Raw genomic sequence first — 26385 nt, 5'->3', positions numbered from 1 at the left:
CGCTCCACCACCTGGAATTATGCGGTGCTGCCTTAAGGGGCTGAGCCTGCTGCTGGCGGCGGCGCTGCTGGCAGCCTGCGGCAGCACCCGGGCGGCTCAGCCACGTACCCTGCGGGTGGGCGTGGCGGTGTATCTGCAGTCCGACACCTTCATCAGCACACTGGTGAAGGAGCTGGAAAAGCTGGCCCAGGCCCGGGAAAGCACCGAGAACATCAAGATCAATCTGAATGTGGTGGACGGCCGGGGCTCCCAGCTCACCCAGACCGAGCAGATCGACCGGCTCATCGCGCTGGATTACGACGTGCTGTGTGTGAACATCGTGGACCGCACCAGCACCGCCCAGCTGATCGACAAGGCCAAGGAGGCGGACATCCCGGTGATCTTCTTCAACCGGGAGCCGGTGGCCGAGGACCTGCACCGATGGGAAAAGGTGTATTACGTGGGTGCCAAGGCGGAGGAATCCGGCGTGCTGCAGGGGCAGATCCTGCTGGACCGCTGGCTCAACGGCGACCCGCCGGTGGACAAAAACGGCGACGGGGTGATGCAATATGTGATGCTGGAGGGCGAGCCCGGCCATCAGGATGCCATGCTGCGCACCGAGTACGCGGTGCAGACCCTCACCGGTGCGGGCGTGACGGTGGAGAAGCTGGCGGGCGACACCGCCAACTGGGACCGCAGCCAGGCCTCTGCCCGGATGAGCAGCTGGCTGGAGCAGTTCGGCAGCGCCATCGAGGTGGTGATCTCCAACAACGACGATATGGCCCTGGGGGCCATCGACGCCTGCCAGGACCTGGGCCTGACCGAAGAAGAAATGCCGGTGGTGGTGGGTGTGGACGCCACCGCCCCGGCGCTGGAGGCGGTGCGTCAGGGGACCCTCTGCGGCACGGTGCGCAACGACGCGGCGGGCATCGCCCAGAGCATGCTGGACCTGGCGCTGGCGCTGGAAAACGGCGAAGACCCGGCGGCCAGCCTGGAGCTGACCGATGGCCAATACATCTGGCTGCCCTACCAGCGGGTGACCCTGCGGGAGCTGGAGGCAGGCCGCGCCGGGGTTTGAACGATTCGCCCATTCCATGGAATTTTGTATCGATTTTCAAAAAGGATATAGGAATCCAAAAAACAATTCGTTATAATTTAAGCAGGAAAATCTGTTCGTAAAATTGGACAAAGAAAGGACTTTTGTTGCATGAAAATCACAACGAGAGAGTTTGGCACCACCAAAAGCGGTGAGGCGGTGCAGTGTGTTCGCATGGAGCATGACAGCGGCATTGTGGCGGAAGTTCTGAACTACGGCGCGATCCTGCGGGCGGTCTGGGTGCCCACAGCCAACGGCCCGGTTCAGGTTGCCAGAGGCTACGAGACGCTGGAGGAATACGAGGCGGGCGATGCCTATCTGGGCGCCGTGGTGGGCCGCTGCGCCGGGCGCATCGCAAAGGGCCGTTTTGTGCTGAACGGCCGGGAGTACCAGCTGCCCTGCAACCAGAACGGAAACCATCTGCACGGCGGCATCAAGGGCTTTGACCGCTATGTGTGGGATGTGCAGATGCTGCCCAAAAACCGGGGCGTTCGGTTTTTCCGCCGGTCCGAGGATGGCGAAGAGGGCTATCCCGGCGCGGTGGAGGTGAGCGCCACCTATCTGTTTGAGGAGGACGGCGCGCTGACTTTGCGCTTTGACGCACTGGCGCTGGACGATACCATCCTGTCCATGACCCATCACGGCTACTGGAACCTGGAAGGGGAGGGCAGCACCAGCGTGGCCGGTCAGCTGTTCAGCACCCCGGCGGACTGCTTTGCCGAGATCGGCGAGGGTTCCATCCCCACCGGCCAGCTGATCCCCACCGCCGGCACCCCCTTCGACTTCGCCGCCCCTGCGGCTCTGGGCGAGCGCTGGGAGCAGGATCATCCCCAGCTGGCGGCGGCCAGCGGCTTCGACCACACCTTCCTGGTGCCGGGCAAGGGCCTGCGGCCCATGTGCCGTCTGGAGTGCCCCGCCAATGGAATTTCGCTGCAGGTAAGCGCCACCCTGCCGGGCATCCATCTGTACACCGCCAACTTCCTGAAGCCGGTGGCGCGCAGTGCGGCGGCGCTGGAATGCCAGTTCATCCCGGATGCGCCCAACCATTCCCGGTTCCCTTCCATTGAGCTGCCGAAGGGCAAACGCTGGGAACATCAGATCCAATACCGCTTTGCCCCTCTGGCATGAGCGTTACGATTACAGGAGGAGAAACGAAGATGCAGAACATGGAAAAATTTTTGCAGGCAGTAAGCCAGGGAAAGTACGACGAGCGCCTGCGCCGTCTGTACGTATTTCACGATACCGCCGAGGAGCTGGAAGCAGCCCGCGCCAAGGTGAGCCATGTGATCGAGGGCTTTGAAAAGGCCTTCCCCGGCATGGATTGCACCGGCGCCGCGGTGTTCAGCGGCCCCGGCCGCACCGAGATCGGCGGCAACCACACCGACCATCAGCACGGCTGCGTGCTGTGCGGCAGCGTGAACATGGACATTCTGGCCTGCGTGGTGCCCACCGAGGACAGCGTGGTGAAGGTGGTCAGCGAGGGCTACCCCGCTCTGACCATCGATCTGAACGATCTGAGCATCCATTCCGAGGAGGTCAACACCTCCGCCGCCCTGATCCGCGGCGTGGCCGCCGGTGTGGCCAGGGAGGGCTTTGCCCTGAAGGGCTTCTGCGCCTATGTGAGCAGCACCGTTCCCGGCGGCTCCGGCCTGTCCTCCTCCGCGGCTTATGAGATCCTGGTGGGCAATGTGTTCAACCGGTTCAGCTGCGACGGCAAGCTGGACGCGGTGAAGCTGGCCCAGATCGGCCAGTACGCCGAGCGGGAGTACTTCGGCAAGCCCTGCGGCCTGATGGACCAGGCAGCCAGCTCCATCGGCGGCGTGGTGGCCATCGACTTCAACGATCCCAGCCAGCCGGTGATCCGCAAGGTGGACTACGACCTGGCCCGCTCCGGCTACCAGCTGTACATCATCGACACCCGCTCCTGCCATGCAGACCTGACCGACGACTACGCGGGTATCACCCAGGAGATGGGTGCCGTGGCCGCCTTCTTCGGCCAGAAGGTCCTGCGTGAGGTGGACGAGGCCGAGTTCTACGCCGCCATTCCCGCCGTGCGCGAGAAGCTGGGCGACCGTGCGGTGCTGCGCGCTATGCACTTCTTCGCCGAGAACAGCCGCGCCCAGGCCCAGGCCAAGGCTCTGGACGAGGGAGACATGGAGGGCTTCCTGGCTCTGGTGCGTGCTTCCGGCCGTTCCTCTTCCGAGCTGCTGCAGAACATCTGGTCTGTGGCTGCGCCCGCTCAGCAGGCGGTGACCCTGTCGCTGGCGCTGGCCGAAAAGGCCCTGGGTGGCCGGGGCGCTGTGCGCGTGCACGGCGGCGGCTTCGCGGGCACCATTCAGGCCTTCGTTCCCCAGGATCTGGAGCAGAGCTTTGTGGCTTCTCTGGAAGCCGTTCTGGGCGAGGGCGCATGCCACGCGGTATCGGTGCGGCCGGAGGGCGGCTGCATGGTAATGAGCAGCGAGGAGGAATGAGCGAAAATGACAGTGGAACAGGCAATTGCCAGCCTGGTGGAGTACGGGCTGGAAAAACAACTGATCGAGCCTTGTGAGAAGGTATGGGCAACCAACGGGATTCTGGCCGCTCTGCGGCTGGACACCCTGGAGGAGGCCGAGCCGGTGAAGGATGTGCCTCTGGCCCAGATCCTGAACACCCTGCTGGACGACGCGGCCAGCCGCGGCGTGATCGACGGCGAGTCCATCACCCAGCGGGACATTCTGGACACCGCCCTGATGGCGGTGCTCACCCCCCGGCCCAGCCAGGTGATCCGCACCTTTGAGGAGAAGTACGCCGCAAGCCCGGAGCAGGCCACCGACTGGTACTATCGCTTCTCCCAGGACACCAACTACATCCGCACCGACCGGATCGCCAAGGACCTGCACTGGACCACCGACACCGAGTACGGCGCGCTGGACATCACCATCAACCTGTCCAAGCCGGAAAAGGACCCCAAGGCCATCGCGCTGGCTAAGTCCATGCCCCAGAGCGGCTACCCCAAGTGCCAGCTCTGCGTGGAGAACGAGGGCTACGCAGGCCGGATGGACCATCCCGCCCGCGGCAACCACCGGATGATCCCCATGACCGTATGCGGGGAACAGTGGATGCTGCAGTACTCCCCCTATGTGTACTACAACGAGCACTGCATCGCGCTGAACGCGGCCCATGTGCCCATGAAGATCGACCGCAGCTGCTTCGACAAGCTGCTGGACATCGTGACCCGGTTCCCCCACTACTTTGTGGGCTCCAACGCGGACCTGCCCATCGTGGGCGGCTCCATTCTGGCCCACGAGCACTTCCAGGGCGGCCGCTGCCTGTTCCCCATGGAGGCCGCTCCCGTGGAGCAGGAGGTCACCTTTGCCGGCTTTGAGGATGTGAAGACCGGCATCGTGAAGTGGCCCATGTCGGTGCTGCGTCTCACCGGCCCGGACAAGGAGCGCATCGCCCAGCTGGCCGAGAAGATTCTGGCTGCCTGGCGCGGCTACACCGATGAGGCCGCCTTTGTCTTCGCCGAGACAGACGGCGTGCCCCACAACACCATCACCCCCATCGCCCGCCGCCGCGGCGCGGACTACGAGATGGATCTGGTGCTGCGCAACAACATCACCACCGAGGAGTATCCTCTGGGTGTGTACCATCCCCATGCCGAGCTGCATCACATCAAGAAGGAGAACATCGGCCTGATCGAGGTAATGGGCCGCGCCGTGCTGCCCGCCCGCCTGAAGGAGGAGCTGGCTCTGGTGGCAGAGATGCTGGAGAGCGGCGCCGACCTGACCGCCGACGAGCGCACCGCCAAGCACGCTGAGTGGGCCGAGGACATCCGCCGCCGTCATGGCGCCTTCGCCAAGGGCGAGGCCTGGCCGGTGGTGCAGAAGGAGACCGGCATGGTCTTCTCCAAGGTGCTGGAACACGCAGGCGTTTACAAGCGGGACGAGGAAGGCCGTGCGGCCTTCCTGCGGTTCGTGGCCAGCCTGAGCTGAGTTTCTAAGGCAGCACCGCATAATTCCGGGTGGTGGAGCGCGCCGGAAAATTTTTTGTGAGATGAACCAAAAAGCGCAGGCAATCCTTTGTGGATTGGCGAGCATTTTTGGAAAATATCACGGAAAATTTTGGTGCGATACGCCGCCTGAGCTGTTAGGCGTGAATTGTGCGGTGTTGCCCTGAACGCATAACAAAAAACGCTGTACCCCGGTTTTTGGGGTACAGCGTTTTGTTTTTTTAAAAATTATTCTTCGGCCTTGCTGCGGTCGATGATCTCCTGCTGCATGGCGCGGGAAACCGCCATCACCGCCCGGAAGAAATCCCCGGTGTAGCCCTGCATGGCCTCGGGGGCGCGGGCAGCGGCCCGGTCGATCACCGCCTGCTCCCGCTCGGGCTGCAGCACCTGCATGCCTCGCTCCAGCTTGTAGCGGGCCACCTGCTCCACGATCTCCATCCGCTGCAAAAACAGCGCGGTGAGCTGGCTGTCCACCTCGTCGATGCGGCCGCGCAGCTGGTTCAGATCCAGTTGTTCCATGGCGCTTACTCCTTTGCGTTTGCCAGAGCGGTGAGGAAGGCCTCCACCGCCTCGGGCTTGGTGGCCCAGCTGGTCACCAGACGGATTTCGGTGTGGTCCGCGTCCGGCCGGGAGGTGACCTCCCAGTGGAAGTCGTTCTTCAGCTGGTCCAGCACCCGGTTGGGCAGAACGGGGAACTGCTGGTTGGAGGGGCTGTCCGACCCAAAGGCATAGCCCAGGGCGGAAATGCCCTCCTTCAGCTTCATGGCAAGGCCGTTGGCGTGCTCGCCTACCTCAAAATACAGCCCATCGCAGAACAGCTCCTCGAACTGGATGCCCAGCAGCCAGCCCTTGGCCAGCATGCCGCCGTGCTGCTTGATGATGTAGCGGAAATCCGGCTTCAAAGCCGGGTTCAGGATGCACACCGCCTCACCGAACAGTGCGCCGTTCTTGGTGCCGCCGATGTAGAAGGCATCGCACATACGGCCCAGATCGGTCAGGGAAGCGCCGCCCGCGGCCAACGCGCTGGAAAGACGGGCGCCGTCCAGATAGAGATACAGGCCCAGCTCGTCGCACACAGCCCGCAGGGCCTCCAGCTCGGCGGTGGTGTACACGCCGCCGGTTTCGGTGGTGTTGCTCACGTAGACCAGCTTGGGCTTCACCATGTGCTCGTCCGGATGAGCGGCCACCGCGGCGCGCACTGCGTCCGGGGTCAGCTTGCCGCCCGGTGCGGCGGGCATGGCGATGCACTTGTGGCCGGTGGCCTCAATGGCGCCGGTCTCGTGCACGCAGATGTGGCCGCTGGCGGCGGCGATGGCCGCCTCGTGGGGCCGCAGGAAGGCGCACAGGCAGGTGGCGTTGGTCTGGGTGCCGCCCACCAGAATGTGCACGTCCGCGTCCGGCCGGCCGATAGCGGCGCGGATCAGTTCATGGGCGTGCCTGGAATGGGGATCGGTGGAGTAGCCGAAGTTGCCCTCCAGGTTGGTGCGGACCATGGCCTCCAGAATGCGGGGGTGAGCGCCCTCGCTGTAATCATTGGTAAAACGATACATCTTTGCAAACCTCGCTTTTACGGCAGCATTGCGCTGCCGCTGGAATGGAATAAACTATCTTTTATCATACCATTTTTTCACAGAATGTCCACTGCATGTCGTTTGTTTTTAAGGCGGCTTTATGGTATACTCTATTTTGTATCAGTATGTTATGCGGCGCGTCGCGCTGCCCAAAGGAGAAACACAATGAAAGCAGTAGTCAAGGTGGGTACCTCCACGCTGGCCCATTCCACCGGCCGGCTGAACATCCGCCACATCGAGGAGCTGTGCAAGGTGCTCAGCGATCTGAAAAACGCCGGGCACGAGATCATCCTGGTGTCCAGCGGAGCCATCGGCATGGGCGTGGGCAAGCTGAGCCTGCCCGACCGCCCGGCGGATATGCCCACCAAGCAGGCCGCGGCCTCGGTGGGCCAGTGCGAGCTGATGTATACCTACGACAAGCTGTTCACCGAATACAACCACACCGTGGGCCAGATCCTCATCACCGGCGAGGATGTGGAGCACCCGGAGCGCAGCGTGAACCTGAAAAACACGCTGAGCCGCCTGCTGGAGCTGGGGGCGCTGCCCATCGTGAACGAGAACGACACCGTGTCCACCACCGAGATCGCCCTGGGCGACAATGACACCTTGGCGGCAATTCTGGCCCGCAGCGTGAAGGCGGACCTGCTGGTGCTGCTCAGCGACATCGACGGCCTGTTCACCGCCGACCCCCACAAGGACCCGAATGCCAAGCTGCTGAGCGTGGTGGAGGAAATCACCCCCGAGATCGACGCGCTGGGCGGCGGCAAGGGCTCCAGCCTGGGCACCGGCGGCATGACCACCAAGCTGCGGGCGGCGCACATCGCCACCGAGGCCGGAGTGGAAATGGTCATCGCCAACGGCGCGGCCCCGGCGGTGCTGTATGATATCTTTGAGGGCGCCCCGGTGGGCACCCGGTTCCTTGCCCGGAAGGAGGCATAACCAATGACCACGCTGGAGATCGTCCGCGCCGCGCGCGGGGCGAAGAATGCGCTGATGCTGGCTTCGGTCCAGCAGAAGAATCAGGCCCTGCTGGCCATGGCCGACGCGCTGGAGGACCAGTGCGCCGCCATCCTGAAGGCCAACGAGGCGGACCTGGAAAATGCCCGGGGCACCGTGCCGGATGTGATGCTGGACCGGCTGCGCCTCACCGAGGAACGGGTGGCGGGCATGGCCCGGGGCATCCGGGAAGCAGCCGCCCTGCCGGACCCGGTGGGCCGGACGCTCAGCGAAGAAACCCGTCCCAATGGTCTGGTGCTGCAAAAGGTCACCGTGCCCATGGGCGTGATCGCCATCATCTACGAAAGCCGGCCCAATGTGACCAGCGATGCAGCGGCCCTGGCCCTGAAAAGCGGCAGCGCCTGCGTGCTTCGGGGCGGCAAGGAGGCCTTCCGGTCCAACAACGCCATTGTGGAGGCGCTGCGGGCGGGCCTGCGGAGTGTGGGGCTGCCCGCCGAGCTGGTGAGTCTGGTGCAGGACACCAGCCGCGCCAGCGCCACCGAGCTGATGAAGGCCTCCGGTCTTGTGGATCTTTTGATCCCCCGGGGCGGCGCGGGCCTGATCCGGGCCTGTGTGGAAAACGCCACCGTGCCCTGCATCCAGACCGGCACCGGCATCTGCCACATCTATGTGGACAAGGCCGCCGACCTGGATATGGCTTTGAATATTGTGGAGAACGCCAAGACCAGCCGCCCCTCGGTGTGCAACGCCGCCGAGGTCTGCCTGGTACACAGGGACATTGCCCCCGCGTTTCTGCCCCGGCTGCGCCAGCGGCTGGTGGACGAGCGGCAGGCAAAGGGCCTGGAGCCGGTGGAACTTCGGCTGGATAAAGCCGCCGCAGCGCTCATTCCCGGCACCCCGGCGGGCGAGGCGGACTTCGACACCGAGTTCCTGGCCTACACACTGGCGGTGGCAGTGGTGGAGGATGTGCAGGAGGCCATCCGCCACATCGAGGCCCATTCCACCGGCCACAGCGAATCCATCGTGACCGGCGATGAAGCCGCTGCCGCGGCCTTCACTGCAGGGGTGGACAGCGCGGCCGTGTATGTGAACGCATCCACCCGCTTCACCGACGGCGGCGAGTTCGGCCTGGGCTGCGAGATGGGCATCTCCACCCAGAAGCTGCACGCCCGCGGCCCCATGGGCCTGGCCGAGCTGGTGAGCTACAAGTACATCATCCGGGGAAACGGGCAGGTTCGCTGACCGCCCGCACCCAAAGGAAGGAGAGCGATTATGGCAAATTCCATTACCAAAGAAGAACATGAGCGCAACAAACGCCGTCGGTTCCGGCAGCTGCTGGGAGCGGGGCTCTGCCTGCTGATTCTGATCGGCGCGTTCAACGTGCTGGCTGCGGCGGTGAGCGGCGTTGCCGCCCTGTTCGACGATACCGACAAAAAGCTGGAATATGAAGCCCGGCTGCAGACCCTTGTGATGTTTGACCCGCTGCCTTTCCCCAGCCTGGACCAGATGGACGATTCCACCGCCGCCCTGGTGAAGGAAAGCGCGATCTGGTCGGCGCTGTACACCGCCCAGCAGAGCAGCACCGGGCTGGACAACTACCAGCGTGACCCGGACACCGATGCCCTCATCATGCCCGCGGTGGATGTGGACGCGGCGATCGCCGCCCTCTACGGCCCGGACTACAAGATCACCCACGGCAGCTTTGACGGCGTGGACATGAGCTACATCTATCTGGAGGAGCAGCAGGGTTACCTGATCCCGGTCACCAGCCAGATGGGTCTGTACACCCCCAAGGTGGAGCAGCTGAAAAAGCAGGACGGCAAGCTGCGGGTCACCGTGGGCTATGTGCCCACCCCGGCGCTGAGCGGCGACTACAGCATGTCCACCCCCAGCGAGCCCACCAAGTATATGGATTATATCTTTGAGAAGAACGGCCGCACCTGGTACCTGACCGCGCTGGAGACCAGCGAGATGAAGCCGGCGGCCAGCAGCACCACCACGGCCTCCCAGCCCACCGAGGATGCGGTGGGGCCGGAGTTTGACCCCACCAGCGCCATTGCCGGCAACGCCGACAGTGCCCTGCTGCAGGGCGGCGACAGCCAGCAGGCGGATTCCGCCGCCACCGACGAGAACGGCGAGACCACCGAAGAGGGCTGAGCCCCCCTCGTTACACCACAAGCAAAAAAGCCCCGCATGGTTTGAGCAAAACCATGCGGGGCTTTTTCTGTGTTGCTGCGTGTGCTTACGGGGTGGGGATGTCGCCCACGCCGGAGAGCACCAGCCGGGGCCGGAAGGGGAACTGTTCCAGATCCTCCCGGCGGGTCACGCCGGAAAGCACCAGCGCGGTGTCCATGCCGGACTCGATGCCCGCGATCATGTCGGTGTCCATCCGGTCACCGATGATCACGGTGTCCTCCGAGTGCACGCCCAGCAGCCGCAGGCCGGTGCGCATCATCAGAGGGTTGGGCTTGCCCACAAAATAGGGGGTCTTGCCGGTGGCGGCCTGAATGGGAGCCACAAGACTGCCGCAGGAGGGGACCACGCCATCCTCGGCCGGGTCCACCAGATCGCTGTTGGTGGCCACCAGCTTGGCACCCCGATTCACAAAATTGATGGCCTTTACAATGTGCTCATAGCCGTAGTTTTGGGTCTCGCCCACGATTACAAATTCCGGGTCCACGGTGTTGATGGTGATGCCCGCGTCATACAAAGCGTTCATCAGTCCGTGGTCGCCGATCACATAGGCGCTGCCGTTAGGCGACTGGCTCTGGATGAAGCTGGCGGTGGCCAGAGCGCTGGTGTAAAAATGGCTCTGATCCACATCCAGGCCCATGCGGGCCAGCTTCTGCTGGTACTCCTTGGGCGAAATATCGCTGGAATTGGTCAGAAACAAAAAGTTCTTGTTCTCCCGGTACAGCCAATCCACGAATTCCTTCACGCCGGGCAAAAGCCGGTTGCCGTGATAGATCACACCGTCCATATCGCAGATAAAGCCTTTTTTGCTGCGCAGCTGTTCCAAAATAACATGCCTCCTCGGTGAAATGCCCGCTCCGGCGGGGAGCAGCAGAGTGCCGGCGGGCGAATTGAACATGATTCGTATCTATTGTACTCTGGAATGTTCCCCGGCGCCAGTGCCAAATCATAAAATGCATAAAATTCGGCAGAAGATACAGAAAATTCACTTCGGAAGGAAAAACAGCAAAAAAACGCCCCGGCTCCCTGTGGGAGTCGGGGCGAAAGCAGGCAGATGCTCAGCGCAGCTCGATGGTGTAATCGAAGCCGTACTCGGCCTTCAGGGCGTCCACCTTGTCCTGGCAGTCCTCGATGAAGGTGGGGGTGTAAACGCTCTTGCCCTCCTTTTTGTAGTCCTCCAGGATCTGGTTCAGCTTGCCCCAGGCCTCGTCCTGACGGGCCTGATCCATATCCTCGGGGAAGGAGATCAAAAATTCACGGTGCTTGGGAATACGAGCTTTCATAGTTCTGGTTCCTCCTGAAATTGGGTTGTTTGGTGGTGTATGTTACACGCCGAACAGCCGTTTGGCGTTTTCGGTGGTAGCGGCGAAGATCACATCCGGTGCAACGCCCCGGACTTCGGCCAGAAATTCGCCGGTGTGGGCGATCAGCCCGGAATCACAGCGCCTGCCCCGGCAGGGCTCCGGCGCCATGTAGGGGCAGTCGGTCTCCAGCAGGATACGCTCCAGAGGCAGCGCGGCCGCGGCCTTCACCGCCCGCTTGGCTCCCTTGAAGGTGAGTGCTCCGCCAAAGCCGATGTACATGCCCTGCTCAGCCAAAATCAGCGCGTCCTCGGCGCTGCCGGAAAAGCAGTGCACCACACCCTTGGGCTTATACTGCTTCAAAAGGGCGTATACGTCCGCGTGAGCCTGCCGGTCGTGCACGATGATGGGCTTGTCCAGCTCCAGTGCCAGCTTCAGATGGGCCTCGAACAGGGCCAGCTGGGCCTCCTTGGGGATGGGCCAGTGGTAGTCCAGCCCGCATTCGCCCACGGCCACCGCCTTGGGATGATCGAAGAGGGGCCGGATGGCCTCCAGCTCCGCCGCCCAGTCGCCGCCGAAGCGGGTGTTGGTGGAGGCATCCTCCTCGATGATGCTTTCCGGGTGGATGCCCAGTGCTGCATAAAGATACGGGTACTGGTCGGCCAGGGCCAGGCAGGCGCGGCTGGTATCGTAATCGGTGCCGCAGTCCACCACGCCCACCACACCCCGGCCGGGCAGCTCGCCCAGCAGGGTGTGGCGATCCTCGTCAAACTGGTGGCTGGTGTAGTGTGCGTGGGTGTCAAAAATGGAGTACATGCGTTTCTCCTCAGTGGATGGCGCTGCCGGGCTTCACGTCGTCCGGGAAGAAGACAACAGAAGCGCCGCCGTCCGGCATGTCGGCTGCCATGACCATGCCCTCGCTCACGTACTTGCCCTTCAGCATGGGCCGGGGAGCCAGGTTCACCACAACGCCCACGTTGCGGCCGATCAGGTCCTCGGGCTTGTACCACTTGGCAATGCCGGAGAGGATGGTGCGCTCCCGCTCGCCGTCGAACAGGCTCAGCTTCAGCAGCTTCTTGCTCTCCTTCAGGTTCTCGCAGGCGATCACCTTGGCCACACGCAGCTCCACCTTGCAGAAGTCGTCGAAGGAGATCTCGGGCAGATGCTCGATGGGCTCGGCAGCCTCGTCCACAGCGGGAGCGGCGGCAGCCTTGGCGGCTTCCTCCTCGGCGGCCTTGCGCTTGGCCTCCTGCTCGGCAGCCAGCTCAGCCAGCTCCTTGGCAGCGTCGATGCGGGGGAACAGGGCCTCGCCCTTGTGTACGGTGTACTCGGTGCGGGCGCCGAAGGTGAGCGCGTCGAAGGTCAGCTCGCTCTCGGAAAGGCCCAGCTGCTCGGCCATCTTGCCGGTGGTGTTGGGCAGGAAGGGGGTGAGCAGGATGGCGCTCATGCGCAGGGACTCGCACAGGTTGTACAGCACCATGGCCAGACGGTCCTTGTTGGCCTCGTCCTTGGCCAGAGCCCAGGGAGCGGTCTCGTCGATGTACTTGTTGGCGCGCTGGATGGCCTTGAAGATCTCCTGAGTAGCCTGGGGAATCAGCAGGTCGTCCATGCAGGCGGTGACCTTGGCGGGCATGGCGTTCACGGTGTCCATCAGGTCCTGGTCGAAGTCGCCGGCCTGACGCTGGGCGGGCAGGGTGCCGCCGAAGTATTTCTCGATCATGGCCACGGTGCGGCTGAGCAGGTTGCCCAGGTCGTTGGCCAGGTCGGAGTTGATGCGGCTGATCAGCGCCTCGTTGGAGAAGATGCCGTCGTTGCCGAAGGGGATCTCACGCAGCAGGAAGTAGCGGATGGCGTCCACGCCGTAGCGCTCGCACAGAACAACCGGGTCCACCACGTTGCCCTTGGACTTGCTCATCTTGCCGCCGTCCAGCAGCAGCCAGCCGTGGCCGAACACGCGGCCGGGCAGGGGCAGGTCCAGCGCCATCAGCATGGCGGGCCACAGGATGGTGTGGAAGCGCAGGATCTCCTTACCCACCATGTGGATGGTGGCGGGCCAGAACTTGTCGTAGTCGGAGTACTTCTCGTTGCCGTAGCCCAGTGCGCTGATGTAGTTGCTCAGCGCGTCCACCCACACGTACATGGTGTGCTTGGTGTCAAAGGGAACGGGGATGCCCCAGGGCACAGTGGTGCGGGAAACGCAGGTGTCCTGCAGGCCCTGGTTGATGAAGGAGATCATCTCGTTTTTCCGGCTCTCGGGCTGGATGAACTGGGGGTTCTCCTCATACAGCTTCAGCAGGCGGTCGGCGTACTTGCTGGTCTTGAAGAAGTAAGCCTCCTCCTCCGCGTCGTATACCTCGCGGCCGCAGTCGGGGCACTTGCCGTCCACCAGCTGGCTGTCGGTCCAGAAGCTCTCGCAGGGCTTGCAGTAGTGGCCCTTGTAGACGCTCTTGTAGATGTCGCCCTGGTCATACAGCTTCTGGAAGATCTTCTGGCAGCTCTCCATGTGGTAGTCGTCGGTGGTGCGGATGAACCGGTCGTAGCTGATGTCCAGCAGCTTCCACAGGTCCTTGACGCCGCCTTTGCCCTCCACGATCTCGTCCACGTACTGCTTGGGGGTCACGCCCTTGGCAGCGGCCTTGTCCTGGATCTTCTGGCCGTGCTCGTCGGTGCCGGTGAGGAACATCACGTCCTTGCCCTGCATCCGCTTGAAGCGGGCCAGCGCGTCGCAGGCCACGGTGGTGTAGCTGTGGCCGATGTGCAGCTTGTCACTGGGGTAGTAGATGGGGGTGGTAATGTAGTAGGTGTTGTTCTGGCTCATTTTCTTCTATCCTTTCATAACGGGGCCGCGAATGGAACGGTCCCGGAATTTACGGGCAATCCCGCCTGGGGCGGTCTTGTCTTTGGTGTTTAAGGCGATACTGCATAATTCCAGGTGGTGGAGCGCGCCGGAAAATTTTTTGCGGAATGAACCAAAAAGCACAGCCAATCCTTGGTGGATTGGCGAGCATTTTTGGAAAATTCCACGGAAAATTTTGGCGCGATGCGCCGCCTGAGCCCTTGGGCGTGAAGTGTGCGGTGTTGCCTTAAAACCCGATGGGGGTTTTGCCGCAGGCCAGCAGGGTCTCCTCGGCCAGCACCTCGGTGCTGTCGATGAAAAAGCTGTCCAGCCCTTCGTCCCGCTTGATGAGCGAAAGCTCGGTGCAGCCCAGCACCGCCTTTTCGCAGCCGGCGGCCCGCAGCTCGTCGGCAATTTCCATGAAGAGCTTCATGTCGGCCCGCTGGCCCTTTTTGATCTGGTCGTAGATGATGTTCATCAACTGGGTCTGGCGGGGCAGGGAAGGAATGGCAAAATCAATGCCCTCGGCCCGGCACATTCGTTGGTAGGTGCAGCTGCCCACGGTGCCGCTGGTGGCCAGGATGCCCAGCCGGGTGCAGCCCTGGGCCTTGGCATGCTGTACGGTCAGGCGCACCATGTTCAGAATGGGCACCGGCAGGCTGCGGGCCAGCCGGTCGTAGAAATAGTGGGCGGTGTTGCAGGGAATGGCCAGGATGGTGGCCCCGTACTTCACCAGCATTTCCGCGTCCCGCTCCATCTGGGCGAAGGGATCGTCCTCGCTTTCGCCCAGAATGTAGGCGGTGCGGTCCGGGGTGGAGGCCCGGCTGGAGATCACAATGTCCAGATGATCCTGATCGCGCTGGGCAGGGGTATGCTCGGTGAGCATCTGGTAAAAGTATACCGTGCTCATGGGGCCGAGCCCACCCAAAATACCCAAAACGGGATGTTCGTTCTGCATGGCCTGGTTCCACGCCCCTTTGCTCAGATTGGCAGGCGGAAAAACGACGCCTGCAATTTTCTTATTATAGCACCTTTGCGTCCTTAATACAATTACAAGCCGCGCGGCGCGGCAGGGAAAACGCCCGGCAAAATGCAACAAAAAACCGCGGGATGCCGGACACGGCACCCCGCGGAAAGTCATTCAGTACATTGGTCTGCCCTCGATTTAGATGGATTTAAAACGCTTCATCAATACGACTTTCTCGTCATACATATCGATTCACGTTCCTTTGCCATATACCGGCAGGCTTTGTCGCTTCACATTGCCTGCATCCCTGGTGGTGGTCTACGGGCAAACATTCAGCACATTGGCGTTATCCTCATTTCGTACGATTTGATGAATTCAAATTTCAAAGCGCCTTGAAATGGTACGCAAAATATTGCTTAGTACATTGGACTCAAAGCCTCTTCTGGTTTGATTCGGATGAAAAGAAACATATCAAAAAAGGATTTCTACCGTTTATTGCTCTGGTTTGCTGGTGATCAAAGCCGTTTACTTGGATGGATTCGGTCGAATGCGTCTTGTGGTTCCGTTACTGTTGTTCGGCTTCCATGGTTTAAAAGAGGTTGCAGACAAGACCTAAACTCAACTTTTATTTCCTTGGTGCGAAGTGATTCAGAACACTCGCATTGCTCTTGCTCCATACCAGGCTGAATACCAATTCCTCACATCAAACGATGCATTTACCGTTTTTGGTATGATCCATCGGGATCAAATCCACTTTCGGTTTTTTTATAAAAAACTGCTTGTGGGCAGGGATGGGATCTACACGCTATTTGAATCTTGTTCCGAAAATCCAAAACCTTTTTGGTGGTCGCCTTCCGGTTTTTTGCTGTGGCGGAAAATTCTTTTTTGAATCATTCACGTTCGATCTGCGGTTTTTTCCGATCCATCGATCCAAGAAATACCGGATCAATTGTTCCTTTGATTCATTTTTGAATCCTGCGTTCCAGCTTGGCCTTTGGCATTCAAGAAATCATCTTGCTGTGAAAAAGTGATTTCGGAGATTCAGCGGCAGGTCCCATCCTGCCAAAACTGAACGGGTTCTTCAATTACCATGATGGTCCTGCGCTCCTTTCTTACCTCGTTGCGGCTCTTCCTGTTATCCTTAACAGGTTGCCTAGAGTTTCTCGACCTTGGTTTTGTGTTCCTTGGTGTGTCTATAATATACCATACAAAAAGCCCCGTGTATATTGACAAGGTGAATATACTTATGATGCATTATTTGTATAATTGTTGTATTGAAAATGGATGGCGCTTGGTGCTATAATAAAAATGTTGGAGTGTATGGCGGCGCTGGGGCAACCGGGCGCCGCCTTTGTGCTGCCCGCCGCAGCAGGGAAGAGCGGCAGACTTATAATGTATAATATATAAAAGGGCGAGGGGCTGAAAAAAGAAATTTCAAAAAACTTCAAAAAAGTTTTGAAAATGTGTTGACAAACCGCGAGGCCCGGGGTATAATGATGAAGCTGTCAGATGTGGCCCGTTGGTCAAGCGGTCAAGACGGCGGCCTCTCACGCCGCAAACGGGAGTTCGATTCTCCCACGGGTCACCACATATGCACTTCTAGCTCAGTTGGTAGAGCAGCTGACTCTTAATCAGCGGGCCCAGGGTTCGAGTCCCTGGAAGTGCACCATTTATTCCTCAATAGCTCAGTCGGTAGAGCATGCGGCTGTTAACCGCAGGGTCGTTGGTTCGAGTCCAACTTGGGGAGCCAAAAAGAGCGTATCGAGCAATCGGTGCGCTCTTTCTTTTTTGCAAAGCGGCAACGACCCTGTGCGTTCACAGCCGCAAGAACCGACGGGGTGAGGCAAAACAGAACCAAACGCACGAGCAAAACGGCGCGGGGCGGCTGTTAACTGCGCCGGAGCCGATCTGAGCCCAGTGGGCGATGCAGCGAGGCGGAGGCGGGCCCGGAAACAGAGCGATGTGCCGCGGGCGAAAGCCCGTGGTGCAGCGCGACAATTTCCGGGCTCGGAATGGTCGTTGGTTCGTTCTGTACGTGCTCTCTTTCATGCGTATCAAGCAATCGGTACGCTCTTTCTTTTTGCAAAGCGCAAACGACCCTGTGCGTTCACAGCCGCAAGAACTGACGGGGTGCGGCAAAGCGGAACCAGACGCACGAACAAAACGGCGCGGGGCGGCTGTTCCCTTTGCCGGAGCCGGGCAACGAAAAATAAAACTGTCAAAGGAACGGCGTACCAGTCCAGTGAAAGACCGGTACGCCGTTCCTTTTTTGATTTTGCTATGCTTCCCGTTGCTGCATCTCGGAGGAAACGTAAAGCCGGAAACCGTTTTTGCTGGCACGCTTGCTTTGATACATCGCTTCGTCGGCGGCCTGGTGCAGTGCGGCATATTCCGGCTGCACAGGCGGCGAAAGAGCCACTCCGATACTGGCCCTGACCGGACCGTTCAGCTGGGGCAGGGGAATCCGTTCCAGATGGGTCAGGATCATCTGTGCCCGCCGTGCCATCAGGTCCGGGTCCAGCGGGCTTTCCAGAAACACCACAAATTCGTCGCCACCCATCCGGGCCACAATATCGCCCGCACGGAACAGATGCTTGAGCACATCGCTCACCGCCACCAGTACCTGATCGCCCACCGAGTGGCCCAGCGTGTCGTTGATCTGCTTGAAATCGTCCAGGTCGATCATGAACAGCACGCCGCCGCCGTTCTGTTTCAGCTTCCGGGTGATCAGTTCCTCGGCGCTTCGGTTGTAGACGCCGGTGAGCAGGTCCATGTTGGCCCGGCGCAGCAGATCCTGCTCCCGGTCGAACCGCTCGGTGATGTCGGTGAGCTTGCCCACGATCTGACCGCCGCGTCCGCCGGCTCCTTCCAGTGCCTTGCAGCGGCATAAATAGACCCAGAGCTGCCCATCCTGCCCCAAAAAGGTCACCTCCGCCTTGACTACCGGTCCGCCGGGCCGGGCTGCCCGCAGCAGACGGCGCAGTTTGTCCGCAGCCTCCGGCAGCGTCCGGCCACCCGCGTCGCTGCGCAGGGGCAAACGATCCGGCAGGCCCAGCGCTGCGGGGGCTGCGGGCGTAAATTCCAAACGAGCGGAATCACAGTCGTATTCAAACAGAAGGGTATCGCTGAATTCGTTCAAAACATGGTTCACATTCATGCAGTTTGTCTCCTGATGAAAAGTAAGAAGCTTTTTCCTATTATACGGCATGGAATTCCCCAAAGCAAGAGAAAATATGAATTATTTAGTGTACTATAAATACGTTACACATCATTTATCGGAAAAGCCGCGCAGAATAAAATAATTGGTAAAGGTGATGTGTTATGCGAAAGACCCGAGAATGCAGCAATCTGAAAACCCTGGGAACAGACATCAAAGCCGCCCGGCTTGCTTTACGGATGACCCGGCGCACATTGGCTGATCAGCTGGGGATTGATCCCCGTTATCTGGCCAATATCGAAAACAGCGGTAGTCTGCCCAGTCTGCCCATCTTTTATGAGCTGGTGCGCATCTGCAAGCTGCCGGCAGACCGGTATTTCTTCGAGCAGGAGGAGGGCCAGCCCAGCGAGCAGCGCCGCCGGGTCAGCCAGAAGCTCACTCTGTGCAGCGAGGAGTTTCTGCCGGTGGTGGAGGGTGCGCTGGACGGCGCGCTCAAGGTACAGGAAGGCCGGGCCGAGCAGGAGGATTGACCGCCGCAGAAAAACGCTCCCTGGCCAGAAAAGCGGGATTGTCTTTCGAGGGAAGACAATCCCGCCCTTTTTTTCGCAAAAATCCGCTCCGGTTGCCCTTTTCGTCTTGACGAAGCGGCCCCGCCGCCTTAATATTAGATATGTTACGGACAAAAAACCCCGGTCCGCGGGGGAAAAACAAGCGGCGGCGCAGCCAGCGTCGCAGTAAGGAGTAGACAATGAAAAACAGCGAAAAGAGTTTTGAAACCATCGTCGCCCTGTGCAAGAACCGGGGCTTTGTGTACCCGGGCAGCGAGATCTACGGCGGCCTGGCCAACAGCTGGGACTACGGCCCCCTGGGCGTTGAGTTCAAGAACAACGTGAAGAAGGCATGGCTGAAGAAGTTCGTGCAGGAGAACCGCCTGAACGTGGGCCTGGATGCCGCCATCATCATGAACCCCCAGACCTGGGTGACCACCGGTCACGTGGCTGGCTTCTCCGACCCCCTGCTGGACTGCAAGAGCTGCAAGGCCCGCCACCGGGCCGACAAGCTGATCGGCGACGTGCACCCCGAGGTGAACGTGGACGCCATGAGCTTCGAAGAGATGGACGCCTTCATCACCGAGCATGAGGATGTGGTCTGCCCCGTCTGCGGCAAGCACGACTTCACCCCCATCCGTAAGTTCAATCTGATGTTCAAGACCGCCATCGGCGTCACCGAGGACTCCTCCAGCACCTGCTACCTGCGTCCCGAGACCGCCCAGGGCATCTTCGTGAATTTCGCCAACATCCAGCGCACCACCCGCCGCAAGCTGCCCTTCGGCGTTTGCCAGGTGGGTAAGGCCTTCCGCAACGAGATCACTCCCGGCAACTTCACCTTCCGTACCCGCGAGTTCGAGCAGATGGAGTGCGAGTTCTTCTGCAAGCCGGACACCGATCTGGAGTGGTTCGCTTACTGGAAGGACTTCTGCAAGAACTGGCTGCTGAGCCTGGGCATCAAGGAGGAGAACCTGCGCCTGCGTGACCACGAGCCCGCCGAGCTGGCCTTTTACTCCCGCGCCACCACCGACATCGAGTACGCCTTCCCGTTCACCGACTGGGGCGAGCTGTGGGGCATTGCCGACCGCACCAACTATGACCTGGGCCGCCATCAGGAGGCCAGCGGCAAGAGCCTGGAGTACTTCGATCCCGACACCAACGAGCATTACATCCCCTACGTGATCGAGCCCTCTCTGGGCGCCGACCGTGTGGCCCTGGCCTTCCTGTGCGAGGCCTACGACGAGGAAGTGCTCACCGACGACAAGGGCAAGGAGGACAAGCGCGTGGTCCTGCGCCTGCATCCCGCCCTGGCTCCCTACAAGGCTGCCGTGCTGCCCCTGTCCAAGAAGCTGGGCGAGCAGGCCATGCCCATCTGGCAGGAGCTGAGCAAGTACTTCATGGTGGACTATGACGAGACCGGCTCCATCGGCAAGCGCTACCGCCGCCAGGACGAGATCGGCACTCCTCTGTGCATCACCGTGGACTTCGCCACCTTCGGCAGCGACACCGAGGAAGGCGACGGCTGCGTGACCATCCGTGACCGCGACACCATGGAGCAGGTTCGACTGCCCATCAGCCAGGTCAAGGACTACATCGAGAAGAAGATCCAGTTCTAATCAAGCTGCACATCTGTCCGGCGGGGCTTTTAAAGCCCCGCCTTTTTCGTTATAATAAAGGCAATTGTACAATGCAGATCCGCAAAGGGCCTGCAAAAATTTCAGAAAAAGCGAGGAATGAAACCAATGAATCAGGAACTGCTGAACAAATATGCCGCCTTCACCGTGCAGGTGGGCGTGAACGTGCAGAAGGGCCAGACCCTTATCATCCGCTGCCCGGTGGAGGGCGCTTACTTCGGCCGCGCCTGCATGGAGGCCGCCTACAAGGCCGGCGCCCGGGATGTGGTCATCCGCTGGGAGGACGAAAAGGCCGCCCGCATCCGCATGGAGCTGGGCGAGGAGGAAGCCCTGAGCGAAACCAAGCCCTACGAGCTGCGCAGCTATCTGGACTACGCCGAGAGCGAGGGCGGCTGCTGCCTGCTGGCCATCCATGCCTCTGACCCGGAGATCTTCAAGGGTCTGGACACCGGCAAGATCAACCGGGTGAGCCTGGCCAAGCAGGAAGCCATGAAGTCCTGGCGGGAATATACCATGAAGGACCGGGTGCAGTGGTGCGTGGTGGCCATCCCCACTCCCGCATGGGCCGCTTCCGTGTTCCCGGGCCTTTCTGAGGACGAGGCTCAGGAGAAGCTGTGGAGCGCCATCTTCGATGTGTGCCGGGTCACCGGCGGCGACCCGGTGAGCGCCTGGAAGGAGCACGTGGCCAAGACCACCGCCTGCCGGGACAAGCTCAATGAGCTGCAGCTGGAGAGCATCCACATGACCAGCGCCAACGGCACCGACCTGACCGTGGGTCTGGCCGAGGGCCACACCTGGGAGGGCGCCTGCAGCAAGGCCGAGAACGGCACCGTGTTCATCGCCAACGTGCCCACCGAGGAGGTCTTCACCGCACCCCACCGGGAGCGGGTGAACGGCGTGGTCAAGGGCACCAAGCCCTACGTGTACAACGGCCAGCTGATCGAGGGCTTCTCGGTCACCTTCAAGGACGGCGTGGTGGTGGAGTACTCCGCCGAAAAGAACGCCGAGCTGCTGGGCCAGCTGCTGGACAGCGACGAGGGCGCACGCCGCATCGGCGAGATCGCTCTGGTGCCTGCCTCCAGCCCCATCAACCGCAGCGGCCTTTTGTTTTACAACACCCTGTTCGACGAGAACGCTGCCTGCCACATTGCCTTCGGTGCGGGCTACCCCACCACCGTGAAGGGCGGCGCGGCCATGACCACCGAGGAGCTGCTGGCCTGCGGCGTGAACGATTCCGCCATCCACGAGGATGTGATGGTGGGCGCGGAGGACATGACCATCACCGGCCTGACCAAATCCGGCGAGACCGTGACCATCTTTGAAAACGGCGAGTGGGCCATTGGCTGAGCGGCCCGGCCCCCAAAGGAGAAAGGATTATGAAACAAACCGCGACCATCCGAGTCTGGGGTCTGGCGGCGGTGCTGGCCTGGCTGAGCAGCCTGGCCTTCTCGCTGGACATCCTGGACCCGGTTGCCCGCACCAAGGACCAGTCGGTGGAGGCAATGGCCCTCACCCTGCTGCTGGTGGCCTTTTACCGCTGGACGCTGGAAAAGGCCCCGGTCACCGGCCGGGACCAGCGGCGGCTGATCCCGCTGGCGGCGCTGCTGGGTCTGTTCACCCTGACCGGCATCAGCATCCAGGCCAGTGAGGACCTGTCCTTCCTGTACAGCGGCTTTGTCCGGCTGGCAAAGGCCGGTGCGGTCTGGCTGGGCTACAGCATCCTGTTGTATTTCGGCCTGCGGGCCCTGTTCCTGGGGCTGGACCGGCTGATCGCCGCCCTCCGCACAGAGGTCAAAGGCCCGGCCTGGCTCAGGCAGGCCAGCGGCAAAACCATCCTGTACAGCATGGCGATTCTGCTGGTCTGCTGGCTGCCCTATTTCATCTGCCTGTTCCCCGGCGCCTCCAACACCGATACCTGGTGGCAGCTGGAGCAGGTGATCGGGGTGCAGCCGCTGCACGCGGGCCATCCGCTGGCGCACACCTTTTTGCAGAGCGGGCTGATCCTGCTGGGCAAAACCCTGCTGGGCGGCTGGAACGCCGGTGTATTTCTGGTGGTTCTGGTGCAGAGCCTGTTCCTCTCGGCGGTGATGGGCTACAGCGTGCATTTTCTGGTGCGGCTGGGCTTCCGCCCCGTGGCGATGGGGGCGCTGCTGGCGCTGTACGGCCTGGTGCCCACCTTCCCCCGGGCGGCCACCATCCTGATGAAGGACACCTTCTACACCACGGCGGTGCTGCTGTTCACCGTGTTTTTGCTGGAGGCCATCCTGCTGCCGGAGCAGTTCCGGCGCGGGCGGGCGAAGCTCTGGCTGGCGGCGCTGGCGGCCCTGCTGGTCTGCACCATGCGCTACAACGGCCCTGCGCTGCTGGCGGGCGCACTGGTCTTTTCCGGCCCGTTGCTGTGGAAGGCAGCGAAGACCGGCCGGGCCCGGGCGGCGCTGGCCGTCTGGCTGGTGCTTCCGCTGGTGCTGGGCATGGCCCTTTCCAGCGGGCTGAAGGCGCTGCCCGGCGTGGAGCAGGCCAACCCCAACGAGACGCTGAGCGTGCCGCTGCAGCAGACCGGCCGCTTTGTGCGGGACTTCCCGGATGAGGTGACCGACGAGGAGCGGGAGATCATCGACCGGGTGGTGGAATACGATAACCTGGCCGAGGCCTATACCTCCTGGGTGGCGGACCCCATCAAGACCTACAGTGCCCGGGAGGGTACCACCGACGCGGACCGGGCGGCCTACCGCCAGGTGTGGATGGCCCAGACCCTGCGCCATCCCGTGAGCGCGCTGGAGGCCTTTGCCAACCTGTGCTACGGCTGGGTCTATCCCGGGGCGGTCAACCCCTGCTGGTACTACAGCCCGGTGGGGGACAACGACTATGTGACCCGCCCGGCGGTGCTGGATACGCTGGAAGCAGCGCTGGAAAAGGTGGACTTTGCTTTCCTGCTGCCGGTGACCGGCTGGTTTGAAAACTTCGGCCTGACCGCCTGGGGCCTGCTGGCGCTGGGCGCCTGGGTCTCGGCCCGGCGGGTGAAGGGCCTGGGCGGTGCGCTGGCCATGCAGTACCTGACCCTGCTCATGTGCCTGCTGGGGCCGGTATTCTTCGGCCACGGGCGCTACGGCTGGCCCATGACCTTCTGCTGGCCGGTGCTGCTTGCCGCCGCGCTTTTTGCCGCGCGCACAGACGGAGGAAAGAGCAGGGAATGAATGAGCGGTATCTGCGTCCCACCGGGGCGGATCTGTTCCGGGTGCTGGCGGTGGGCATGGTGGGCGTATTCCATTTCTGGCAGCAAAGCTGGGTGTGCCCGCCCGCCCTGGACTTCCTGGCCCGCAGCGGCGGCGCCTGGGTGGACGGCATGATTCTGTTGTCCGCCTTCTGCCTCTATCTGCCCTATGCCCACGCCTGGGCGCAGCGAAAGCCCTTTCCGGGCTGCCGGGGCTTTTTGCGGCGGCGGGCGGTGCGCCTTTTGCCCTCCTATTATTTCGCGGTGCTGGTCAGCGCTCTGGTCTGGGCGGCCGGGCACCGGCCCGACCGGGATTTCTGGCTGGACGTGGGCAGCCACCTGCTGCTCATTCCCACCCTGGTGCCCCAGGGCTACGTGTACTGCCGCACCAACGGCGCGCTGTGGACCGTGGGGGTGCTGGTGCTGTTCTACCTGCTGTTTCCGCTGCTGGCCCGGGCCTTTTACGCCTGGCCTCTGCCGGTGCTGGCGGGGCTGTGCGCGGCCCAGGAGCTGTATGCCCGCTGCCGGGTGCTGCCCCTGCAGGGGGTGGACTACAGCATGCGCTTCAACCAGCTGCCCGCCTTTTTCGGGGTGATCGGGCTGGGCTTTGCCGTCGCCCAGGCGGTGGCCCTGCTGGCGCCCGGGCAAACCAAACGCAGGGAGTGGGCCTTTGTGCCGGCGGTGCTGGCGGGCCTTGGGGGCGCTGTGTGGGTGCTGCGCCGCATCGCCTACTGGCAGGACGGCCCCCACGGCCAGCTGATCTGGCGGCTGCCGCTGACGCTCTGCTTCGCGGTCTGCCTTGTGGGGCTCTGCCTGGGGCCGCAGCTGCCCGGCGCGAAGCTCTGGGCCTTTCTCAGCGCCATCAGCTATAACTTTTACATCTGGCACCAGTGGCTGGCGGTGCGCGTCAAATACGACCTGCGCATCCCGCCCTGGCAGGGCGACACCCCGCCCAACCAGCTGGGGGATACCCGCTGGATGCACGCCTACCTGCTTCTGATCTGGGCGGTGGGTCTGGCGGCGGCTGTGCTGGCCACCTACGGGCTGGAAAAGCCCGCCGCGCAATGGCTGCGGGCCCGGCTGAGCCTTGGCAAAAACAGGCGGGCGGAGCCCTGCGCGGCGGTGTCCTGAGTCGCCCGGCTGGGAAACTTTTCCGGCGGGGCTTGCAAAGGCCGACGGAATATGGTATAGTTGATACCGTAAGAATAACGTTTGAATGGAGAGTGGGCCGCAAGGCCCGCTCTTCTTGCTTGTTTGGGTAAAATATGCGTTGGGAGGTTTGAAGATGGCAAAAGCAAAAGGCGGCCAGAACACGGTGCAGCAGGTGGAAGCCCTGGTGCGCCCGGTGATCGAGGGCATGGGCCTGATTCTGTGGGACGTGCGCTTCGAAAAGGAAGGGCCGGACTGGTACCTGCGGGTGCTGATCGATCCCGCCGGCGAAGGCCCGCTGGACATGAACACCTGCGAGGCGGCCAGCCGGGCCATTGACCCGGTGATCGAGGAGGCCGACCCCATCGACCAGGCCTACTTCCTGGAGGTCGGCTCCCCCGGCCTGGGCCGCCGTCTCACCCGGCCCGAGCACTTTGCCCGTTACCAGGGCCAGAAGATCGCCGCCCGCCTCATCCGGCCGGACGAGAGCGGCAACCGGGAGATCGCGGGCCTGCTGCAGGGCATCGAGGGCCAGACCGTGACCGTGGAGACCGAAAACGGCCCGGCCGCCTTCGAGCTGGCCGCCGCCAGCTTCGTGAAGCTCTGCGACGACGAGGACCTGTTCTAATCTTTTTATATATAGGATAGTTGTAGCCAGACAAATTGGAGGAGATCGAAAAAAATGAACGCAGAATTTTTTGAAGCGCTGACCATGCTGGAAAAAGAGCGTGGCCTGACCGCCGAGTACCTGATCGAGAAGATCAAGGCCGCCATCGTGATCGCCGTGAAGAAGGATTACGAGGTGGAGGACGAGAACGTGCTGGTGGAGATCGACACCGTAAACGGCAAGTTCAACGTTTCCCTGGTGCGCGACATCGTGGAAGAGGTGGAGAACCCCCACACCCAGCTCACCCTGGAGGAGGCCCAGGCCATCCGCAAGACCTACAAGATGGGCCAGCGCGTGGTGACCCCCCTGAAGACCAAGGACTTCGGCCGCATCGCCGCCCAGACCGCCAAGCACGTGATCCGTCAGGGCATCCGTGAGGCCGAGCGCAACCAGCTGTTCAACGACATGCAGGGCAAGGCCCACGAGATCGTTACCGCCCGCGTCACCCGCGTGGACCCCGACCGGGGCCTGGTGGCTCTGGACATGGGCAAGGGCGAGGCCATTCTGCCCCGCTCCGAGCAGGTGCCCGGCGAGGAGTTCTTCGAGGGCCAGCACGTGCAGGTCTACGTGAAGGACGTTGTGGTCACCGAGCGCGGCCCCCGCGTCATCATCAGCCGCACCAGCGAGCAGCTGGTCAAGCGCATGTTCGAGATGGAAGTGCCCGAGATCTTCGACGGCACCGTGGAGATCCGCGCCATCAGCCGTGAGGCCGGCGTGCGCACCAAGATGGCCGTCTGGAGCAAGGACGAGAACATCGACCCCGTGGGCGCCTGCATCGGTGCGCACGGCGCCCGCGTGGGCAAGATCGTGGAGGAGCTGCACGGCGAGAAGATCGACGTGGTGCGCTGGAGCGAGGATGTGAGCGAGTTCATCAGCGCCGCTCTGAGCCCCGCCAAGGTGGTCAAGGTGGAGATCCTGGAGGGCGACAAGAAGGCCTGCCGCGTCACCGTGCCCGACCATCAGCTGAGCCTGGCCATCGGCAACAAGGGCCAGAACGCCCGTCTGTGCGCCCGCCTGACCGGCTACAATATCGATATCCGCCCCGAGAGCGGCTACTACGGCGAGGAAGAGGAGCAGCCCGCTGCTTCCAGCGAGGAATAAGCCCTTCGCCCAAAACCATCAACAGAA

General features: G+C 62.0%; 22 protein-coding genes and 3 tRNA genes. 17 read left to right on the top strand and 8 right to left on the bottom strand.

Annotation, left to right across the window (positions count from 1 at the left end; translation table 11 throughout):
- Positions 1–19 precede the first annotated feature (19 nt).
- The 4 genes from B5F28_RS02235 (at position 20) to galT (ending at position 5049) form a co-directional block, all read left to right on the top strand.
- Positions 20–1057, top strand: coding sequence for a galactose ABC transporter substrate-binding protein (locus B5F28_RS02235; RefSeq protein WP_087292917.1), 1038 nt, complete (start codon positions 20–22; stop codon positions 1055–1057).
- A gap of 129 nt (positions 1058–1186) precedes the next feature.
- Positions 1187–2203, top strand: a complete 1017-nt coding sequence (locus B5F28_RS02230; protein WP_087292914.1) for an aldose epimerase family protein — start codon at positions 1187–1189, stop codon at positions 2201–2203.
- 29 nt (positions 2204–2232) lie between these two features.
- Positions 2233–3546 (top strand): galactokinase, encoded by a 1314-nt coding sequence (locus B5F28_RS02225; protein ID WP_247643379.1) that lies wholly within the window; start codon positions 2233–2235, stop codon positions 3544–3546.
- Between the two features lie 6 nt (positions 3547–3552).
- Positions 3553–5049 (top strand): UDP-glucose--hexose-1-phosphate uridylyltransferase, encoded by a 1497-nt coding sequence (galT, locus tag B5F28_RS02220; protein ID WP_087292911.1) that lies wholly within the window; start codon positions 3553–3555, stop codon positions 5047–5049.
- Between the two features lie 245 nt (positions 5050–5294).
- On the opposite strand, the gene B5F28_RS02215 is transcribed toward galT, so the two are convergent.
- On the bottom strand, positions 5295–5585 hold the full coding sequence (locus B5F28_RS02215) for a chorismate mutase (RefSeq protein WP_087292908.1): 291 nt from the start codon (positions 5583–5585) through the stop codon (positions 5295–5297).
- 5 nt (positions 5586–5590) lie between these two features.
- A complete protein-coding gene (locus B5F28_RS02210; RefSeq protein ID WP_087292905.1) occupies positions 5591–6616 on the bottom strand; it encodes a threonine aldolase family protein in 1026 nt (341 codons plus the stop codon).
- A gap of 186 nt (positions 6617–6802) precedes the next feature.
- Here B5F28_RS02210 and proB point away from each other — a divergent pair, with 186 nt between their 5' ends.
- Genes proB through B5F28_RS02195 form a run of 3 tightly spaced genes read left to right on the top strand, consistent with a single transcriptional unit; the run spans position 6803 to position 9751 of the window.
- Positions 6803–7576, top strand: a complete 774-nt coding sequence (gene proB / locus B5F28_RS02205) for a glutamate 5-kinase (RefSeq protein ID WP_087292902.1) — start codon at positions 6803–6805, stop codon at positions 7574–7576.
- Between the two features lie 3 nt (positions 7577–7579).
- Positions 7580–8836 carry a glutamate-5-semialdehyde dehydrogenase gene (locus B5F28_RS02200; RefSeq protein ID WP_087292899.1) on the top strand — a complete coding sequence of 419 codons (1257 nt, stop codon included), beginning with the start codon at positions 7580–7582 and terminating at the stop codon, positions 8834–8836.
- Between the two features lie 30 nt (positions 8837–8866).
- Entirely contained in the window at positions 8867–9751 is an 885-nt protein-coding gene (locus B5F28_RS02195; protein WP_087292896.1) for a hypothetical protein, read from the top strand.
- 85 nt (positions 9752–9836) lie between these two features.
- Here the strand turns inward: B5F28_RS02195 and B5F28_RS02190 are convergent, their stop codons facing one another.
- From B5F28_RS02190 to cuyB, 5 genes are all read right to left on the bottom strand, one after another.
- Positions 9837–10613: an HAD-IIA family hydrolase gene (locus tag B5F28_RS02190; protein WP_247643378.1), complete on the bottom strand. Its 777-nt coding sequence runs from the start codon at positions 10611–10613 to the stop codon at positions 9837–9839.
- A gap of 232 nt (positions 10614–10845) precedes the next feature.
- Positions 10846–11070 (bottom strand): hypothetical protein, encoded by a 225-nt coding sequence (locus tag B5F28_RS02185; protein ID WP_058963870.1) that lies wholly within the window; start codon positions 11068–11070, stop codon positions 10846–10848.
- Positions 11071–11112: 42 nt separating this feature from the next.
- The gene (locus B5F28_RS02180) at positions 11113–11904 is read right to left on the bottom strand and encodes a TatD family hydrolase (protein WP_087292890.1); all 792 of its coding nucleotides are present in this window, start codon (positions 11902–11904) and stop codon (positions 11113–11115) included.
- 10 nt (positions 11905–11914) lie between these two features.
- On the bottom strand, positions 11915–13906 hold the full coding sequence (metG, locus tag B5F28_RS02175) for a methionine--tRNA ligase (protein WP_087292887.1): 1992 nt from the start codon (positions 13904–13906) through the stop codon (positions 11915–11917).
- Positions 13907–14171: 265 nt separating this feature from the next.
- Positions 14172–14882 (bottom strand): cysteate racemase, encoded by a 711-nt coding sequence (cuyB, locus tag B5F28_RS02170; RefSeq protein ID WP_087292883.1) that lies wholly within the window; start codon positions 14880–14882, stop codon positions 14172–14174.
- A 1522-nt stretch (positions 14883–16404) separates the two neighbouring features.
- Here cuyB and B5F28_RS02165 point away from each other — a divergent pair.
- The 3 genes from B5F28_RS02165 (at position 16405) to B5F28_RS02155 (ending at position 16641) form a co-directional block, all read left to right on the top strand.
- Positions 16405–16479 (top strand) — tRNA-Glu (locus B5F28_RS02165).
- A 5-nt stretch (positions 16480–16484) separates the two neighbouring features.
- Positions 16485–16560 (top strand) — tRNA-Lys (locus B5F28_RS02160).
- Between the two features lie 5 nt (positions 16561–16565).
- Positions 16566–16641: transfer RNA gene (locus B5F28_RS02155), tRNA-Asn, on the top strand.
- 528 nt (positions 16642–17169) lie between these two features.
- On the opposite strand, the gene B5F28_RS02150 is transcribed toward B5F28_RS02155, so the two are convergent.
- Entirely contained in the window at positions 17170–18048 is an 879-nt protein-coding gene (locus B5F28_RS02150) for a GGDEF domain-containing protein (protein WP_158097487.1), read from the bottom strand.
- Positions 18049–18212: 164 nt separating this feature from the next.
- Between B5F28_RS02150 and B5F28_RS02145 the strand changes: the two genes are divergently transcribed.
- The 7 genes from B5F28_RS02145 to nusA all read left to right on the top strand — a co-directional run bounded on the left by B5F28_RS02145 (position 18213) and on the right by nusA (position 26358).
- Positions 18213–18578, top strand: coding sequence for a helix-turn-helix transcriptional regulator (locus B5F28_RS02145; protein WP_087292877.1), 366 nt, complete (start codon positions 18213–18215; stop codon positions 18576–18578).
- A 218-nt stretch (positions 18579–18796) separates the two neighbouring features.
- Complete coding sequence (locus B5F28_RS02140; RefSeq protein ID WP_087292874.1) at positions 18797–20212, top strand: glycine--tRNA ligase; 1416 nt, start codon at positions 18797–18799, stop codon at positions 20210–20212.
- Between the two features lie 126 nt (positions 20213–20338).
- Complete coding sequence (locus B5F28_RS02135; RefSeq protein ID WP_087292871.1) at positions 20339–21577, top strand: aminopeptidase; 1239 nt, start codon at positions 20339–20341, stop codon at positions 21575–21577.
- Between the two features lie 29 nt (positions 21578–21606).
- Positions 21607–23424 carry a DUF6020 family protein gene (locus tag B5F28_RS02130; RefSeq protein ID WP_087292869.1) on the top strand — a complete coding sequence of 606 codons (1818 nt, stop codon included), beginning with the start codon at positions 21607–21609 and terminating at the stop codon, positions 23422–23424.
- The gene (locus B5F28_RS02125) at positions 23421–24572 is read left to right on the top strand and encodes an acyltransferase family protein (RefSeq protein WP_087292866.1); all 1152 of its coding nucleotides are present in this window, start codon (positions 23421–23423) and stop codon (positions 24570–24572) included. The genes B5F28_RS02130 and B5F28_RS02125 overlap by 4 nt, the downstream gene beginning before the upstream one ends.
- 154 nt (positions 24573–24726) lie before the next feature.
- Positions 24727–25218 (top strand): ribosome maturation factor RimP, encoded by a 492-nt coding sequence (locus B5F28_RS02120; RefSeq protein ID WP_087292863.1) that lies wholly within the window; start codon positions 24727–24729, stop codon positions 25216–25218.
- A gap of 54 nt (positions 25219–25272) precedes the next feature.
- Positions 25273–26358 carry a transcription termination factor NusA gene (nusA, locus tag B5F28_RS02115; RefSeq protein ID WP_087184073.1) on the top strand — a complete coding sequence of 362 codons (1086 nt, stop codon included), beginning with the start codon at positions 25273–25275 and terminating at the stop codon, positions 26356–26358.
- Positions 26359–26385 lie beyond the last annotated feature (27 nt).

The sequence above is a fragment of the Gemmiger sp. An194 genome, assembly GCF_002160145.1.
Lineage (GTDB): Bacteria > Bacillota > Clostridia > Oscillospirales > Ruminococcaceae > Allofournierella.
The sequence above is the reverse complement of the archived record's forward strand: the minus strand, read 5'-3'. Positions and strand labels throughout refer to the sequence as shown.